Source organism: Synechococcus sp. Cu2B8-bc1011, from assembly GCF_047302735.1.
GTDB lineage: Bacteria > Cyanobacteriota > Cyanobacteriia > PCC-6307 > Cyanobiaceae > Synechococcus_C.
Window position 1 is genome coordinate 1,152,698 of record NZ_CP138915.1, and the last position, 17,055, is coordinate 1,169,752.

General features: G+C 51.5%; 17 protein-coding genes. 7 read left to right on the plus strand and 10 right to left on the minus strand.

The features are described 5' to 3' along the window. The first annotated feature begins 9 nt into the window (after window positions 1-9). Window positions 10-1,521: a UDP-N-acetylmuramoyl-L-alanyl-D-glutamate--2,6-diaminopimelate ligase gene (locus SIC18_RS06010; RefSeq protein ID WP_413430389.1), complete on the plus strand. Its 1,512-nt coding sequence runs from the start codon at window positions 10-12 to the stop codon at window positions 1,519-1,521. 3 nt (window positions 1,522-1,524) lie between these two features. Here SIC18_RS06010 and cax read toward each other — a convergent pair whose 3' ends face one another. After that, on the minus strand, window positions 1,525-2,670 hold the full coding sequence (gene cax / locus SIC18_RS06015; protein WP_413430390.1) for a calcium/proton exchanger: 1,146 nt from the start codon (window positions 2,668-2,670) through the stop codon (window positions 1,525-1,527). Between the two features lie 45 nt (window positions 2,671-2,715). Beyond that, window positions 2,716-3,999, minus strand: coding sequence for an ABC transporter substrate-binding protein (locus SIC18_RS06020; RefSeq protein ID WP_053068495.1), 1,284 nt, complete (start codon window positions 3,997-3,999; stop codon window positions 2,716-2,718). An 88-nt stretch (window positions 4,000-4,087) separates the two neighbouring features. On the opposite strand from SIC18_RS06020, the gene SIC18_RS06025 reads away from it, so the two are divergent. Continuing rightward, the gene (locus SIC18_RS06025; RefSeq protein ID WP_250395708.1) at window positions 4,088-5,161 is read left to right on the plus strand and encodes a hypothetical protein; all 1,074 of its coding nucleotides are present in this window, start codon (window positions 4,088-4,090) and stop codon (window positions 5,159-5,161) included. Here the strand turns inward: SIC18_RS06025 and SIC18_RS06030 are convergent. Beyond that, the gene (locus tag SIC18_RS06030) at window positions 5,158-6,378 is read right to left on the minus strand and encodes an aminotransferase class V-fold PLP-dependent enzyme (RefSeq protein ID WP_413430391.1); all 1,221 of its coding nucleotides are present in this window, start codon (window positions 6,376-6,378) and stop codon (window positions 5,158-5,160) included. The two genes, SIC18_RS06025 and SIC18_RS06030, sit on opposite strands and share 4 nt — an antisense overlap. A 362-nt stretch (window positions 6,379-6,740) precedes the next feature. On the opposite strand from SIC18_RS06030, the gene SIC18_RS06035 reads away from it, so the two are divergent. Beyond that, entirely contained in the window at window positions 6,741-7,259 is a 519-nt protein-coding gene (locus SIC18_RS06035) for a hypothetical protein (RefSeq protein WP_048345921.1), read from the plus strand. Window positions 7,260-7,315: 56 nt separating this feature from the next. Here SIC18_RS06035 and SIC18_RS06040 read toward each other — a convergent pair whose 3' ends face one another. Then, window positions 7,316-7,474 (minus strand): hypothetical protein, encoded by a 159-nt coding sequence (locus SIC18_RS06040; protein ID WP_413430392.1) that lies wholly within the window; start codon window positions 7,472-7,474, stop codon window positions 7,316-7,318. Window positions 7,475-7,592: 118 nt separating this feature from the next. Between SIC18_RS06040 and SIC18_RS06045 the strand changes: the two genes are divergently transcribed. Together SIC18_RS06045 and SIC18_RS06050 are read left to right on the plus strand one after the other, a co-directional pair. After that, on the plus strand, window positions 7,593-7,859 hold the full coding sequence (locus SIC18_RS06045; protein WP_048345923.1) for a hypothetical protein: 267 nt from the start codon (window positions 7,593-7,595) through the stop codon (window positions 7,857-7,859). Window positions 7,860-8,204: 345 nt separating this feature from the next. Beyond that, the gene (locus tag SIC18_RS06050) at window positions 8,205-8,915 is read left to right on the plus strand and encodes a DUF4079 domain-containing protein (protein ID WP_413430393.1); all 711 of its coding nucleotides are present in this window, start codon (window positions 8,205-8,207) and stop codon (window positions 8,913-8,915) included. 226 nt (window positions 8,916-9,141) lie between these two features. Here the strand turns inward: SIC18_RS06050 and SIC18_RS06055 are convergent, their stop codons facing one another. After that, the gene (locus SIC18_RS06055) at window positions 9,142-9,996 is read right to left on the minus strand and encodes a hypothetical protein (protein ID WP_413430394.1); all 855 of its coding nucleotides are present in this window, start codon (window positions 9,994-9,996) and stop codon (window positions 9,142-9,144) included. Between the two features lie 102 nt (window positions 9,997-10,098). Further along, a complete protein-coding gene (locus SIC18_RS06060) occupies window positions 10,099-10,344 on the minus strand; it encodes a NifU family protein (protein WP_011618592.1) in 246 nt (81 codons plus the stop codon). Window positions 10,345-10,427: 83 nt separating this feature from the next. Between SIC18_RS06060 and SIC18_RS06065 the strand changes: the two genes are divergently transcribed. After that, complete coding sequence (locus SIC18_RS06065; RefSeq protein WP_413430395.1) at window positions 10,428-11,897, plus strand: malate:quinone oxidoreductase; 1,470 nt, start codon at window positions 10,428-10,430, stop codon at window positions 11,895-11,897. A 98-nt stretch (window positions 11,898-11,995) separates the two neighbouring features. On the opposite strand, the gene SIC18_RS06070 is transcribed toward SIC18_RS06065, so the two are convergent. After that, window positions 11,996-12,274 carry a hypothetical protein gene (locus tag SIC18_RS06070; RefSeq protein ID WP_413430396.1) on the minus strand — a complete coding sequence of 93 codons (279 nt, stop codon included), beginning with the start codon at window positions 12,272-12,274 and terminating at the stop codon, window positions 11,996-11,998. A 56-nt stretch (window positions 12,275-12,330) separates the two neighbouring features. Next, window positions 12,331-12,660, minus strand: a complete 330-nt coding sequence (locus SIC18_RS06075; RefSeq protein ID WP_413430397.1) for a DMT family transporter — start codon at window positions 12,658-12,660, stop codon at window positions 12,331-12,333. An 89-nt stretch (window positions 12,661-12,749) separates the two neighbouring features. On the opposite strand from SIC18_RS06075, the gene lepA reads away from it, so the two are divergent. Next, window positions 12,750-14,564, plus strand: a complete 1,815-nt coding sequence (lepA, locus tag SIC18_RS06080; RefSeq protein WP_413430398.1) for a translation elongation factor 4 — start codon at window positions 12,750-12,752, stop codon at window positions 14,562-14,564. A gap of 5 nt (window positions 14,565-14,569) precedes the next feature. Here the strand turns inward: lepA and SIC18_RS06085 are convergent, their stop codons facing one another. Together SIC18_RS06085 and SIC18_RS06090 are read right to left on the minus strand one after the other, a co-directional pair. After that, the gene (locus SIC18_RS06085) at window positions 14,570-15,919 is read right to left on the minus strand and encodes a hypothetical protein (protein WP_413430399.1); all 1,350 of its coding nucleotides are present in this window, start codon (window positions 15,917-15,919) and stop codon (window positions 14,570-14,572) included. A gap of 586 nt (window positions 15,920-16,505) precedes the next feature. Then, complete coding sequence (locus tag SIC18_RS06090; protein WP_413430400.1) at window positions 16,506-17,048, minus strand: hypothetical protein; 543 nt, start codon at window positions 17,046-17,048, stop codon at window positions 16,506-16,508. Between the last annotated feature and the right edge of the window lie 7 nt (window positions 17,049-17,055).

Below are 17,055 nucleotides of genomic sequence, written 5' to 3' on the forward strand. Positions count from 1 at the left end.
GACCCAGCGATGACCCAGACACTCCACGCCTTGCTTCATTCGGTGGGTTTGCCTGTGCCCCAGGGGTTGTCCGATGCAGTGATCGAATCGATCACCTGTGATTCCCGTTGCGTGGGGCCTGGGAGTGTGTTTATCGGCCTTCCTGGCGGGCGTGTGGATGGCGGCAGCTTTTGGCCCAAGGCCCTTGCTGATGGGGCTTCCGCGGTCCTGATTGGCTCTGCGGCAGCAGCAACTCTGCCCCCTGAGCCAAGCGATGCGGTGGTGGTGGTGCCTGATCCGGTTGCTCGTTGGGCCGGTGAGCTGACGGCAGCTTTTTGGAAGCACCCCAGTGAGCGCATTGGTTTGATTGGGGTCACGGGCACCAATGGCAAAACCACCACCACCCATCTGATTGAACATTTGAGTTCGGCCTGTGGACGCCCCTCTGCTCTATTTGGAACCCTTCTCAATCGCTGGCCTGGTCACAGTGTGACGGCGACACACACCACAGCCGTCGCGGATCTGCTGCAAGCGCAACTCGCTGAGGCCTATGCCGCTGGAGCTCAGTTAACGGCCATGGAGGTGAGCTCCCATGCACTTGATCAGCATCGGGTGGCTGGATGCCGTTTTTCCGGCGCGGTGTTTACCAATCTCACGCAGGACCATCTCGATTACCACGAGACGATGGCGTCTTATTTCGAAGCCAAAGCTCGGCTGTTTGCACCACCTCTCATGGCTGGTCAGGGGGCTCAGGTTGTGGTCAATATCGATGACCCTTGGGGGAAACAATTAGCGGAGCGTTTGGGCGATCGCTGTTGGCGGAGTTCGTTAGCTGAGGGTTCAGCGCATGCAGAACTGACCATGTCTGATTTGGTGATGGGCTCTTCTGGTGTCGAAGGCCGCCTGTTGAGTCCTTTGGGTGAGGGCTCCTTCCAATCGCCTCTGCTCGGTCGCTTCAATGTGATGAACCTGTTGCAGGCGGTTGGAGTCTTGCTTCAGCAGGGGCTCCCTTTGGAGGCGCTTCTTGAAGCCATCAGTACATTCAAGGGCGTTCCTGGTCGGATGGAACGGGTGGTTGTGGACGGAAAGGGGGGAGAGCTGCCTACTGTCTTGGTGGATTATGCCCACACTCCAGATGGCTTAAGCAGCGCCCTCAACGCCTGTCGGCCCTTTGCAGACGGCAAGCTGATTTGTGTGTTTGGCTGTGGTGGTGATAGAGATCGCGGCAAGCGTCCTCAGATGGCTGCGATCGCTGCAGAGCTTGCTGATGCTGTGGTGGTGACCTCTGATAATCCACGCACAGAAGATCCCCAACAAATCCTGAATGATGTTGTTGAGGGAATTCCTAGCGACACTGCGTTAACGGTGATGCTCGATCGTGCTGAAGCCATTGCTGGTGCGATTAAGCATGCAGAAGCTCAAGATCTTGTTCTCATCGCCGGTAAGGGACATGAAGATTATCAAATTCTGGGGACTCAAAAAGTTCATTTCGATGACCGCGAACAAGCTCTAAAAGCCCTGCAACAGAAGCTGGCTTTTTAGGACTTAACTTGGATAGTAGTAAAAAGCTGCTCCAAAAATTGCGAACATTCCCAAAAGGAGAACTCCTTCAAGCCAATTGGATTTGGCATCCATATTGACGAGATTCACAATTAAAACACTGAATATAAGTGCGATGACTTCAAATGCTGTGAAGTCAAGATTCATCGGCTGGCCGATAAGAGCTCCGATAATAATCAGTGCTGGGGCGATGAGTAGGGCAACGAGCAAGCTGGAACCCATTGCCAGCGAAATAGGAAGATCCATTTGATCTTTCCAGGCTCCTTTCACGGCGGGAACATACTCGGAGAAGCCTCCAATGATTGGAATGATGATGATTCCGGTAAACAATGCGCTGAAGCCTAATTGTTCTGTTGCAGGCTCTAAAAAATGAACAAAACTTTCGGACTGATAAGCGAGAAGTGATGTGCAAAGAATTAACTGGAGGATCCAGGGCAGTAGATTTATGCTTTTTTCTGCTTCTTGCGAAGACTCGGGTTCATCATTTTGAATGTGTTGGGGATCAAAGAGATGGCTGTGTGTTGCGAGAGAAAAGATTAATGTTAAGAAGTAAATAACGATGAGAATCACTGCAACGGTCATTGATAAACCGTGAATTGCAATGGGATCGTCAATCCCTGATGTGCTGATGAGGGACGCAGGTAGGGCCATCGCCATGACCGCTAATGTCATGGCCGCACCGTTGGTGCGAACCATTGTTTCCTGAAAACTTTGTTCGCTATATTTCAATCCTCCAACAAGCATTGCCACTCCTGTAACAAGTAGAAGGTCCGAAAGAATTGCTCCTGTGATACTTGCTTTGACAACATCAATCAGGCCAAGTCTTAGGGCCGATAGGGCAATAATGAATTCCGCAAAATTCCCAAAAACGGCAGTGCAGATTGCTCCTATTGTTGGCCCACTATGCTCTGCAATTTCTTCAGTTGCATCACTTAGTAGCAGCGCAATTGGAATGATGCCTGTTGCGGAAACAATGAAACAAATGAGAGTGGGCCATTCCTGCATGGAGGCCAACTGTGTCAGCCCAAGCAAGGTGAGGGCTGGAATTGCTTTCCAACGCCCGGAGTGTATGAAGGAGGACGTGAGGTTTTTAGGTATGGGATCGTCGGTTTGATTAGCGTTTGAGTGCATGTATCGCTTGGAAGAATTGGGTTAAGGTTCTTGTTGGGATTAAATTTATGGCTCCCATTGCTGTGCTCCAAAAAATGTGAGCTCAACGTAGTCGCTTGCCTGCTTATTGTTGCTGGATAAGTCTAACTGAAATCCTCCTAAGTCTACTTTTTTGATCGACTTTAGGCTTTTGACGAGGCTTTCTTTTGTTAGTGGCCCTTGAACCTTCCTGATTCCTTCGGTGATTAATCGAGCAGCCATAAATCCTTCCAAGCTTGTGAAACCAAATCGGGCTGAAGAATTATTCACGCGCATGAGCCGTTGATAGTCTGCGACCACTGGAATCCATCGGTCCCAGGGAAAGGGAACCACTTGGCTCACCCCAATGCCATTGGCAAGCCCTACAGGTAATGATTTTTCCAGGGCTCTGGTGCCAACAAAAGACACATTCATGATCTGAGCTTTGACATCCCTTTTGAGTAACTCCCTGCTTAACGCTGCCGAGCTGACGTACGTTGAGATGATGATAATGGCGTTTGGTTCGCTGGATAACAACACTTGAAGTGCTGATTGGATTTTGGCAGAGTTTCTTTGAACGGTTGCGATCGCAACTGGCTTCAGACCATGCTTTTTCAAGGCCGATTCTGCAGATTTCAGGCCATCTTTCCCAAAGGCATCATCCTGATAAATGATTGCTATTTTTTGTCGTGCGTTACGAACAAGGCTATCAACAATTTTGTCTATTTCCATCTGATAGCTGGCTCTTAAGTTCACTACCATTTTTAATTTTTCATCGCGCAGGATTGAGGCACCTGTCAGGGGGGCGATGAGGGGAACTTTCCTTTCTTCAATGAATGGAAGTATTTCTTTCGTTGTGGGTGTGCCTACATAGCCAAAGAGAGCAAGAAGGTTCGGTTTTTCGAGCAGTGTTTTGGTATTGCTGATGGTCAGTTCAGGCTCATACTGGTCATCAAGGCTGATCAAACGTATTTTTTTCCCGTTGATTCCTCCCTGTCGATTCACCTCGTTAAACCATGCTTGGGCGCCGGCCTGATATTTTTTTCCTATTTGAGCCGAAGGTCCGCTCAGTGGTAAGGATTGGCCTAGGAGGATCGTATTCTTGCTATCAGAGGTGATTTGAGTGTCTTTTTGTTGGGCTGATGTGGCAGCTATCGATAGACTAAGTCCTAACGTTATGAGGGTACTTCGACGAAGAATTGTTGCTATCCGCTTAACTGGTAAAACGCTTTTGTGATTTGCTGCTCTTTTTTTCATGACGAAGGTTCGAAGACGGAGAAAGTGGAACATCTTGGCGATCGCGTCAGTGGTTCTGGCAGCCTTGCTTTCCATTATTGGAGTAACTAGTCTAAATGTTGATCAAGTGCCAGGCCGTGATTCCCTGCGACTTTCTTCAGCTTCTCGGGCATTAACCACATCCGTGGATCGCCTTCCTCGTGACGGTTGGAGTTCACAGAGAGGAGAGTCGTTAAGCGGAAGTGAAATTCAAGCTGACATTGAAGCACTCGATGATGCGAAATACCATGTGAAGATTGGAGTGTATTCAAATAGTACCTACGATCTTGATCTAAGTATTCCTAGCTTCTCCTCCAATGGTTACGTGTGGATGCGCTGGGAGCAGCCTCTTCAAGATTACTTAGAGGCCAATGATACAGATTTGCAAGAGCATATTTCATTGCTTAATGCGTTGTTGTCTGATGCGGAACCTGTGTTGAATCCTGTGCAGGATAAGCCAGCAGTCTTGTCTGATGGTACCTATTACCAGCTTTATACTTATGTTGGTCGATTTTATATTGATCGCGCAACCTTTAAGAAGTTCCCGTTCCTCACCATTAGTTTGCCGATCGCGATTGAAGCTGATGATGTGGCGGGAGGGCTTGGCTATACGAAGCTGCGTTTTGAGCCTGATATTCGCAATAGTGGGATGGGCCTTTATGCAGGAACAGGAATTATTGGTTGGTTGAATCGCGGTTGGTCGATTGCTGAGTATCGCCATAATTATGCAACCAATTTTGGTCTTGGTGGGTTGGATCGGGATTACAGTCTCATTGTCTATGACATCACCTTCGGAACTTCGTCTTGGTCCTCTTTTTGGCGCTTGATGTTGCCTTTGTTGGTTGTGATGGTGATGGTACTTCTCGTCTTCAAAATCCGCCCTGATGAGCAAGATGCTCGAGCAGGAATTCCTGTCACCGTGTTGTTGACATTGGTGTTCCTGCAGCAGGTGTATCGAGGTGAACTCCCTGACCTTCCTTTCCTTACCTTTCTCGATCTGGTTTATGTGATCGCTTACGTCATCACATTGTTTGCATTTGTTTTGTTGGTTTGGATTGGACGCCGTTATGCCGATATGGAGAGCATGCCCCTTGGAGAGGCGCGCGATAACCTCTCCAAACGACTGGAACTTCTTGATGAGGTTTGGCCTCTTTCAATGGTGTTGTTTTGTTCTGTTGCTGTTGTGACGGCTTGGGTCTTGATCCCTCCGGGCGCTTAATGATCGGTGGACATTCGTTGTTCAAGAGCATCCACGAGTCGGCTGATTTCGTTGGGTTTGGTGGTGATGTGCGTACAAGCTCTTAGGCAGATGGGCTCTTCTAGGTTGCGGATCCAGATCCCTTTGCTCCCAAGGATTTTGACGACTTCAGCAGGACTTCGTCCTGAAGCATCGTTGAGTTGGAAGCTCACCAAACCTGCTGGCGGTTCCCCCTTCAGCAAAGGAGTGGCTCCTGAAAGCTCCTTGAGTTGCCTCCACAGTTCGCCGCTTAGGGATTGGATGGTTTGGAGACGCTCTTGCTCATTGCCCTCGTTGGCGAACAAGCGCAACGATTGACGAAGCCCTGCCATCAGTGGCACGCAGCTCGTTGCAATCTCAAAGCGTCGGCTGTCGTGGTGAAACGGTTCTGGATCATTGATGTCGGCGCGCGTTTCATCGCGCAGGCTGCGCCAGCCAATGAGCGTTGGACTGGCTTGATTGAGGATTCTTTCTGATAAGGCCACGCCTCCTAATCCCTCGGGTCCGCAGGTCCATTTGTGCCCAGTAAAGGCATAAATATCAGCGGCCTGCGCAGCTGCTTCCACAGGAATTTGCCCCATGCTTTGGGCTGCATCCACGAGTAGAAATGGTTGCTGAGCATGCTGACGAAGATGGTCTGCTACCTCAGGGATTGGCATTAGCTGTCCAGTGTTCCAGAGCAGATGGGACAGCACCACGACTTTGGTACGTGGCCTTAAAGAGTCTTCTAAGGCTTGAAGGACGCCTGCGTCGGTTTCGTGTTGTGCCTCACGTCCTTGCCTGAATTGTTGGACAGGGAGGTTGTCGACTTCCAGCTGTTCCCGTCTGGCAAGTTCATGGCAAGCGGCGACGACTCCCGGGTGCTCGCAATCACCGATTAACAGGCGATCACCGGCTTTAAGGGGCAGTCCCCAAAGGGGAAGAACGCACCCGCTGGTGACGTTTTCGGTGAGTGCGAGGCGATGGGGTGCCACACCACACATGCGACTCAGTGACGCACGTGTTTTGTTTGTTTCTGCACTGATATACGGCCATACATCCGTGGTGAACGGTCCCAGTTCTTGGATGCGCTGCCAACTTGTGGTCATGGCCTCTAGCGAAGGCGTTGGCAACGGCCCTTGACCGCCGTAGTTGAAATAATGCTTATTCTGAAGTGCGGGACAGAGATTGCGGAGGGTGTTGCTGTTTGCGTGGGTCAAGGTGGTATTTCGAGAGGTTCCTGGTTACATCGTGAAGGCACGTGTCAGCGATCAACGGCAGCGTGATGTGCCTTGTGATTGTCAGTCTTACGTTGGCAAAAAAAGTGGAAAGGGTCAGGTTGTAAAACGCTGCTCCATCAAATCTTTGACACAACTTCACCATGGCAGTAATAGAAAGTTGGTTGATATTGTCTTGTTTCTTTCATCGCAATGTGATCCATCATCAGTTCAGACTGTTACTCACTGGTTTGAACTTTGACGACCATCTGCTTGCTCTTGGTTGGTGTTACTGGAACCAGGCATCACTCAATGAACAATGTCACGCCAAAATGACTGAGTAGCTCACTTCCTTTTCATTCCTGATGCCATCCAAGCCCCGGAACCGAGTTGGTGAGGTGTACGGAAAGCTCACGGTTGTTCGTGCCTCGGAGCGTCGTACCAAAAGCGGAAATGCTTACTGGTGGTGTCGATGCTCTTGTGGTCAGGATCGTGAGGTTCCAGGCGACAAGCTCTCTCACAACGCAGCTCGTAAAAAGCCAATAGTGACGGCCTGCTTGGATTGTTCTCGAGAATTTCAGGTTGAAGGTGTTTGCGCCAAAAATGATCGGGAAGAGCGTCAACGACGAATCGATGCCCAGGAGCGTCGATCTCTACTGAAAGGCGTTGTTCCCGATGGATGGCTCACTTTGCCCCTGACTGATGCTCATGCCAGGGAGCTGGGGCAGGTGTTGTTTTTTCGTGGCACGGTATGTCTGAGAGGGCACCTGGCGCCTTATCGAATTAATGGGGGGTGTCTGACCTGCTCTGGACAAAAGCCTTCTGCTCTGAATCATGCACCGATCGCCTCGGCTGAGGTTGCTAGTGATGCATGCACTCGTTAGCCACGAGCTGGAGACGGCAATCAAGTTCATGGTCCAGGCTCATCGCTATCAGCCCCTTAACGATTCGAATCGTCCAGAAGCCTCTGCATCACAGCTGTTAAATGCTGACAAGGGCTTCCGCAGCAAAAAGAATGCAGGATGTGGATGTGAGGACGATTGGAAGGCTCTTCGGTCACAGGCTTGTCGAGCAGTCCATCGTCCGTAGCGATGGCCACGTTGACTTAGGGCCATGAGGACGGTTCCAGACCATCTGGGCTGAAGGCATCAGCGCAGTCATTGATACAGGCAAGAGCCTGAGGCGTTACTAGAATGTTGAAAGGTAAATAGGTCCGTATGCAGGCATTGATGTTTCTGGCCCTAGCGTTGGTGAATCTTGCCTTGATTGTCCACCTGTCGGAAAAAGCTTTTGGCTTTTGGAAGAAGTGGAAAAACCACAAGCTTCTCGTTAACGACCACCCCGAGATGACTGCAGTGGACCCAGATCAGGGGCTCATGGCCTTTGAAAGCGATGACATAACCCGAGCCTTTGTATTGGATAATGATGAGCCAGGGGCCAGCGAGCCGTTCTTGGTCAGCGGTGATCCGGAATCAGAGGAGTAATCCTAATTACCGTCACAGTTGCAATGCTTGCGATCTTCTTCTTGATCAAACCGGTTCAGCCAATTTGAGCTCAAGCCCTCGATCTCAAAATGGTTTTATCTCGTGGTCTATGCACACTCTGGAAGTTGTTATCACTCGCGTGATCGTTAACTTTTGGAATTTTTTAGAGACTATTGTTTAATGCGGCACTGCTGATATTCCAATTGTTTGATCTAGACGCTGATCCATTCTCAACCTTTTGGGGGAAGGATTGGGCTCTAAAAGGCAACAATTATGAATCGCATCTTGGATGGCCTCCTCATTTTTCTCATCATGGCTACGTTTTGACTTGATGCTGACTTGGGCATGGCCGCCGTTGATTGGTTGTGGATCCTGCATCCTTTTCTTGCAGTGGTATTGGTCTATCCACTGATGGGAGTGGTGGTTCGCTTGGCAGTTCAGACGCGTGCACGTCGGCTCCAGAACCAGAAGCTCCCCATCACGGTGGGGCGTGATCACAGCGATCTAGGTCGTTGGCTCGCAGGCGCGGTGGTGGTGGTGGTTTTGATTGCACTCACGGTTGTGATTGGCACGAAGGCCCCGCTGGCTCAGTTCGAAGGAGGCCTTGCGCGTGCAATCCAGCTGTTGCTTGTGTTGTCTGGAACGGTCGTGAGCCTCCTCGCCCTTTGGCGTTGCAAGAGGCCCGGATTGAGGTTGGCTTTTTCACTCATTACTTGGGCCGGAGTGTTGGGGCTTGGTGCCCAACCGGAGGTTTGGAGGCTTTCGGATAATCCCTTGACGCCTGCGTTTTGGCAGTCCCATTACTGGGCGGGCGTTGGGGTGACGGGCTTGATGTTGTTTTCCCTGGGGGCTCGCGCCGAGATCCTGCGTGACATTCGCATTCGCCGTTTGCATGTCACAGCCAACGTGCTTGCCGCTTTGTTGTTTTTGACGCAAGGCCTCACAGGAACCCGAGACCTTCTTGAGATTCCCCTCAGTTGGCAGAAATCCACGATCTATGCCTGTGATTTCAGTGCCAAGACCTGCCCTTCATTAGATCCGAATGCATCGTCTTGACTGATCTCTCTGGCTCAAGAGAGAGGGTTGCGGCCTCGACCCATGGATTCTGCAGAGTTGAAGACACTGTTTTTACAACGTGTCAGCTTGGGGGGAAATGAAACGGGGCAACTGCGCTCACCTCAGGGCTCGATTCGCGCATCTTGCGTGCGATAGCGCTGTCCGTAGATCCTGATGCCTCGTCCATGAGCAAACCGGTCAAGTCTTTGACCGGAATAGGGCGGTCTCAGTGGCCAATTTGCTGCTGCAGGCTCTCAATCAAAGCCACGACAGCAGGCTCATTGGTGTGTTGCGCCAGAACGATCAGGGATTCGGTGTAGGTGTAGGGCTCGAAGTGTTCATACACCTTGTTGACGAGAGGCTGAGCGGCTCGCATTTCCGGTGTGAGATAAGCGATGAAAAAGCTTTCCCCTGCATGCCTTAATGGCCAAAGATCAGTGCTGTCCTGTCGGCTGGGATCGCTGATCATGAGCAACTGATCAAACCACTGTTGGGAGCGCTCGCAACAACTGGTAGGCAGGAAGGGCATCAGTTTCAACTCCAGATTGCCGTTCTCCAGGCTCCATCGGAAGCGATCTTCAAGGTCGCCTTGGCTCTCTTTTGTGTGATGCAGCAGCGTGAGGTCAATCGGGCGTTGGTGAAGCTCAAGGATGAACAGATCGTCGCGATCGTCAGGTATCTGCGTCGGTGTGGCCAGGCAGGCATCCAGAACGTGTTCTCTGACTAGCGTGACTGGATTTGTGCAGTTGAAGTCTGCTCGCGGTGAGTTCATTTTCCAGCCCTTGGGAAGAACGAGGCCAGGGCTTTGCTGAAGCCAGAAGGGAACCTGAAGGCGAAGGCATCGCTCGTGTTTGAGTCGGGCTATTTGGTGAACCTGCCGCTCCAGATCCAGAAGCAGGAGCTCACCCGATACCAAAAGTTCAGTATTGCTGCGTTTCAGATCGATCCCGAATCGTTTGAGGACTTTTTGGTTCCGTCGGGAAATGGTGCTTTGGTTGGAAAAATCAAAATCAGCCGCACGTTCGGTGGATCCAAGCCAAAGAGTCAGATCGAGGGCCGATAGTTGTTCCTCGGTGACCATTTACCAATTATGATTAATTTAATCTTACTTGTTGTTCATCAATTAACTGTCTAGTTCCTGGATGACTTCATCAAGCTTATCTATTATCCAACAACTATCTATTCATAGAACCTGAACGACTTCGCTCACCTCGGGAATCGATTCACGCATCTTGCGTTCGATCCCCATTTTTAAAGTCATCGTGCTGCTGGGGCAGCTTCCGCAAGCGCCTTGGAGGCGAACTTTCACAACCGGTCCATCGATCTCTACCACTTCCACGTTGCCCCCATCGGCCATCAGGAAGGGACGGAGTTCATCAAGCACCTTTTCCACGTTCTCGTTGGTGAGGGCCATGGTCTCGGTGCTCATCGCTCAATCTTCGAATTCACTCATTTTAGGCATTTCATTGTCGTTCGGCCTCATAGCCTGTCGACAGCAGATCTGTTCGCCCATTGGACCGCTACGACGTTGTGCTCGTGGGTGCTGGGATCATGAGTGCCACCCTGGCAACTCTCCTGCATGAACTCGACCCAGAGTTGCGGTTGTTGGTTGTTGAGCGTTTGGAGGCACCAGCTTTAGAAAGCAGCGCTGCGGGCAATAATGCTGGCACCGGCCACGCCGCCAATTGTGAGCTTAATTACACCCCTCTTCAGGCTGACGGCACGATTTCAACTGAAAAGCCGCTGGCCATTAATGCAAGTTTTGAAAGCAGTCTCGAGTTTTGGTCGACTCTGTGTGAGCGCGGTCGATTAGATCCGTCTTGTTTCATCCACCGCGTGCCACACATCAGTTTTGTGTGGGGTGAGCGGGATGTGGCCTACCTGCGCCAGCGCTATGAGCAGTTGAAGTCAATGCCTGCTTTTGCTGCCATGAATTGGAGCCGCGACGAGGCTGAGCTGGCGTCGTGGATTCCGCTCGTGATGGCCGGGCGTGATCCTCAAATGGCCGTTGCCGCTACCAGGATTGAACGCGGCACAGACGTGGATTTCGGGGCTTTGTCTCGTTCTTTGTTTGTTCCCTTGCAAGCGTCGGGGGCCCTTGATCTGATGTTCGGGACTTCGGTCTTTGATCTCAATCGCCAAGCAGAGGGGTGGGAGCTGCAATTGCGCGGCCCCTCTGGACGCCGCGTCGTGATGACGCCGTTTGTGTTCCTTGGAGCCGGTGGCGGTGCCCTACCCCTCCTTCAGCGTTCGGGGATTCCTGAAGCGGCTGCTTACGCCGGCTTTCCTGTGAGTGGTCAATGGCTGGTCTGCAATGACCCGGATCTATCGGAGCATCACTTCGCCAAGGTGTACGGCAAAGCCAAGGTGGGGGCTCCGCCGATGTCAGTGCCCCATCTCGACACCCGCTGGATTGATGGTCGGCGCTCCTTGTTGTTTGGGCCTTATGCCGGGTTTAGCAGCAAGTTTTTGAAGCAGGGGTCCTTGCTGGATCTTCCTCGTTCTGTGCGCTCCTCCAACGTCTTGCCCATGCTTCAAGTTGGGCTGAACAACATTCCTCTGGTTCGTTATCTCGTGAATCAACTGCGCCAGAGCAGTGAGGATCGAATGGAGGCGTTAAAAGCTTTCCTTCCCACCGCGCGCACGCAAGATTGGTCCTTGTCGGTGGCTGGTCAGCGCGTTCAGATCATCAAACGCACCCCTGTTGGAGGCCGATTGCAATTGGGGACCGAGGTGGTGTCAGCCGCTGATGGGTCGCTGGCTGCACTGCTTGGAGCGTCTCCGGGGGCCAGCACTTCCGTGACGATCATGTTGGAAATTCTGCAACGCTGTTTTTCTGATCGCTTGGCCTCGGAGGTGTGGCAGCAGCGCTTGCAAGCGTTATTGCCGAGCTATGGGCAAGATCTCAATGCGGATGCAGAGCTCCTTCAACGCAGCCGTGATCGTAGTGATGCACTGCTTGGGTTGCAGATTGCGCGCTAGTTAGGCGTCAGCGCGCCCTTGTTCGGCGGCCTTGAGAGCGCAGGCCATGGCATGGGAGCTGGGAGTACCTCTCCCGATAGCCAATGTGCGTGCAGACGTCAGCTCTCTTCTGGGTTTGGATTGGGTCGATCGAGTGCGTCACGGCAGCTTTTGGATTCGATCCAATCGCTTTGGCTGAGGCAATGGGCCGCCCACTGCTTCTTTGTCATGCATTGAGGTGCGATCGCCATGCAAACCATTCCTTTGTGATCCTCAGGAACGAATTGGGTGGTCTGTTCCTTGAGGGGTGACCCATCCTTCAGCGGCTGCGATTGGTGCAGCTCACAGGACCAAGTTGATGTCGCGAAAGGTGCCCCCATGGTCAGCGCTGCGGCCATGGTCAGGGCAGGTTTGATCCACCCAAGGGGGATGTGCAGGAGATCCATTGCTGTGTTCAGGGATGCTTGCCAGTGAGATTCACGATGATCACCCCAGCTGTGATTGTGGCGATTCCCACTAGCTGACCTGGGGAGGGCACTTGCTTGTAGGCAAGCAAGCCAACCAGCACGATGGCGATGATCCCGATTCCACTCCATAGGGCATAGGTGATGCCGAGAGGAATGGTCTGCACCACACGAGAAAGCAACAGCATCGCGATGGCGTAAGCGGCCAGCACAACAAGTGTGGGAATCGGCCTGCTGAAACCCTCAGAGAGTTTGAGGCAGGAGGTTCCAATCACTTCGGAAGCGATCGCCAGCAATAACAGAATCCAGGATGCGGGCATGAAGCGTTTCTCTCATCGAATTGGTGGCGGCTCCTTAGGATTGGCGTACTGCCTTCATCAGAAGCCCGAGCCGGGATTTCGCTAACCGCATGACCGACGCTCCCGTCAAAAGGATTCGCAACTTTTGCATCATTGCCCATATCGACCACGGCAAGTCGACGTTGGCTGACCGCTTGCTGCAAGACACCGGAACAGTGGCTAATCGGGACATGCAAGAGCAGTTCCTTGACAACATGGAGCTGGAGAGGGAACGGGGGATCACGATCAAGCTCCAGGCCGCACGCATGAAGTACAAGGCGGCGGATGGCGAGGAGTATGTGCTCAATCTCATCGACACACCCGGCCATGTGGACTTCTCCTACGAGGTGAGCCGCAGCCTTCAGGCCTGCGAAGGGGCCTTGCTTGTGGTGGATGCAAGCCAAGGGGTGGAGGCTCAGACCCTGGCCAACGTGTACATGGCACTGGAGAACGATCTCGAGATCATTCCGGTGCTTAACAAGATTGATTTGCCGGGTGCAGATCCTGATCGCATCAAGGAGGAGATTGAGGCGATCATCGGTTTGGATTGCTCGAATGCGATTCCTTGCTCTGCCAAAACAGGCCTGGGCGTTCCAGAGATTCTCCAATCCGTCGTGGACCGCGTTCCACCGCCCGCCGACACGGTGAAGGATGCCACTCAAGCTCTGATCTTTGATTCCTATTACGACCCTTACCGCGGAGTGATTGTTTACTTCCGTGTGATGAGCGGAAGCATTGGTCGCAAAGACAAAGTGTTGTTGATGGCGAGCAACAAAACCTATGAACTCGATGAGGTCGGGATCATGGCTCCGGATGAAATCAAGGTGGATGAGCTCCACGCCGGAGAGGTGGGGTATCTCGCGGCATCGATCAAGGCTGTGGCTGATGCTCGGGTGGGAGACACCATCACCTTGGTGAATGAGCCTGCTGATGCACCGCTTCCTGGATATGCGGAAGCCAAGCCGATGGTGTTTTGCGGCTTGTTTCCCACGGAAGCCGATCAATACCCGGATTTACGGGAAGCCCTGCATAAATTGCAGCTCTCTGATGCAGCTTTGAAGTTCGAACCTGAAACCAGCAGTGCGATGGGTTTTGGCTTCCGTTGTGGATTCCTCGGCCTGTTGCACATGGAGATTGTGCAAGAACGCTTGGAACGTGAATACAACTTGGATCTGATAGTTACCGCTCCATCGGTGATTTACAACGTGAATTTGACGAATGGGGAGCAAATTTTAGTGGATAATCCGGCCACGCTTCCGGATCCTCAGCAGCGTGAATCCATTGAGGAGCCCTATGTGCGCATGGAAATTTATGCGCCTAATGATTTTAATGGAGCGTTGATGGGCTTATGCCAAGAGCGCAGAGGTGAGTATCTCGATATGAAATACATCACGAAGGAACGTGTGACCTTGATTTATGAATTGCCCTTGGCGGAAGTGGTCACAGACTTCTTCGATCAAATGAAGACTCGTACCCAGGGCTATGCCTCGATGGAGTACCACCTGATTGGCTATCGCAAGAATGAACTTGTGCGCTTGGATGTGTTGATCAATGCCGAAAGAGCTGATCCCCTCACGACGATCGTGCACCGCGATAAGGCCTACAATGTGGGCAAGGGCTTAGTTGAAAAGCTTAAGGAATTGATTCCCCGCCAGCAATTTAAAATCCCCTTGCAGGCTTCCATCGGTAGCCGCATCATTGCGAGTACAAGCATTAGTGCGATTCGTAAGGATGTGTTAGCAAAGTGCTACGGCGGTGATATTTCGCGCAAGAAGAAACTTTTGAAGAAGCAGGCGAAGGGTAAGAAACGGATGAAGGCGATGGGCAAGGTGGATGTGCCGCAGGAGGCCTTCATGGCCGTGTTGAAATTAAATCAAACTCCTTAAGACTGTTATTGTTGGGCTACTGTGATGTAGTTCTTGTCAATCATCAAGTAGTCTCCTGTGCTGCGATTGGCTAAACCTTTCATCCAGTTTGAGTTTAAGCCAAGTGCGGTTGTATTGATCGTTATTTTTTTGTCGCGCTGATTGTTTTTGGAAATGTAGTAGTCAACGGTTGAGCTGAAATCATCGTTTGACCATTGACGGCCTTGATGGTTTGTATTCGGCTCTCCATCGGAGAGGAAATAAAGGGTGTCGGTTTCTTGATCCTTCAGTGCTGTATCTAATCCATCCCATGGAATGGTGCCGCCCCAGCGTGTAACGCTGCCATCGTTTAGTGAATGTACAAAAGAAATCGCTGATTGACGTGTTTCAGAATCGTCTAAGGAGATAAGGCCTTCGACAGAAGGCTTCCATCTCCTGTGGTTGAGATATCCTCTCGAGCTAAATGATTCAATGTTGATCTTGGTGTTATTAGGTAAGCCGTTGATGATCATGACTAATTCATTTTGAAGAGATTCCATCCGTGTTAGTGCACAGATTTTTCGAGTTGAGATATAGCGGTTGCCGTTCCAATATGTGCGTCGTTGGCCGCGGCCACTTCCCCAAAGAATGCAGGCACTCATGGATCCTGATCCATCGAGTAAAAAGCGCACACGCTCTGAACTAATGTTGCGGAAGAAGGCTCCATTGAGGAGTGCTCCTTGCTCGTTGGAGCTTGTATCTTCGATTTTAGATGCGCGAGAATACATCGCGAAATGAAGGTTATGTCGACTAACACTGCGCAAGCCATTTTTGATTTCTAAATAACTTGGATTTTGTTCTTCTTCTTCTTCGGTTCTGGGACTGACAATTTTTATGAGTTTGCGAGCAGAATCGGTTTCAATGGCGAAGGCGGGTTCCTTGGCAACTCGAGCTGGAGTACGTTCGCCGTGGTTGGCAATGACTGCAAAATCTAAATCCAGTTGTTTGACGATGTCATTCAGAGACTTTTCGGTTCCATCGGGATTCACTGGGGAATTGCAAGTGTCTGGGTTGCCCTGACATGGCATCACACCGATGTCTTGGAGAATCGGTGCGATATATGTCTCAGCTACTTCGCCGTAGCGTCCATCCATGGTGAGCGGTGCTCCACAGCGTTCAAGGGCGTAGCCGTTGCCACGGGCACTGGTGCTCAATCCATAAATCACTGGCCTGTCAAGCTCAGCCATGCGAATGCCGAAGGCAGGTTGGAAAGCGCGTTTCCTATCAATGGCAATCGCTTCACATTCCTGGATCGAGGACGAATATTGTTGATGATTTAAATCTGTATGGGCTAGCTCAGCTTTCGGCGTGTCTTTTGTCTTGATCAACAAGTGCAAGCCCCGTTGAACTTCTGATCCCAGCAAGCGCAAGCCACCTGAGGCGTTCTGACGAAGAGATGTTTTTTCTCCCGTGTGGCTGATGATGGACCCGGTTGTCGATAACGCAGCAGCTGAGGCGCTCACGAGAACAGCACTCGCACCAAGAGAGATCACGGCTTCGGCCATGCCAAATCCGTTTGGGCGTACACGAGCTTTTCGTGCTTCGGCCAATCTTTGGGCAAGGGGCTTGCGCGCAAGCATGAGATGAGTTATGCGCAAAGGCAACAATCCATTGATAGACGCATTGCACAAATGCGGCGATGTACATCCAGCTTTTTTGTGCCACTTTTGTGGCTGTCATCCTTGCTTGGGTCTGCGCGTCTGAGGCGTTAGCTCCCAATTGCCTCTATCAAGTAGCCATTGCGATTCATCTGTAGCCATTGCGCCAGGTGTCTTTGCTGGGAATCGCTTTGAGGCTTTGCTTGCAAGTTTGGAAGGATCTTCGGCTCTCTGCTATTGGGTTGTTGATGCTCTTATCCCACTGCTGACGGAGCTGCCGAATTGTTTCAAGTGATCCAGGGTTGTGCTGCCTGCTCTGTTGTGGTTACCCCCATTTGGGTTGGCATGTTTGCGTCGATTGGTTCCAGTTGCCTCGTATCAAGTAGCCATTGCCATTCATGTGTAGGCATCGCACCAACAGGTTTGGGTCAGAATCGCTTTGGATCGATTTCAGTAGAAGCGTGAGCGTCTGAGGAGTGGCACTTGTCCCCGGTGGACTGATGCAAAATTTCGATTCCAGAGATCGTGCTTGCACTGTTTTACTCACGCGACTTCCCTCTAAATTCATGACCCTCAGACGGCTAGAAGAATCTTCTTCGCTGCAATGATTCAGAGGTTCGGCTTGGCTGCCATCAGGTTGTTGCCGCTCTAATCCCATTGATGATGGAGGCGCCCAATTGTTTGCCTCAAAGCAAATGCAGTGTGAGAGGCGCTCTTCACGCAAGCGCGTGCGCAGATTAAAAAGGCCTACTTCGACGAGACGCGAGTACTGGTCAACTTCTCCCTGAAGACGTTGACGACGAAATGTCGGTAGCACCCAGCTTGCTGTGAGCGCTGCAATCGTCGCGATCACGAGAACCTCCAGCATTGTGAAG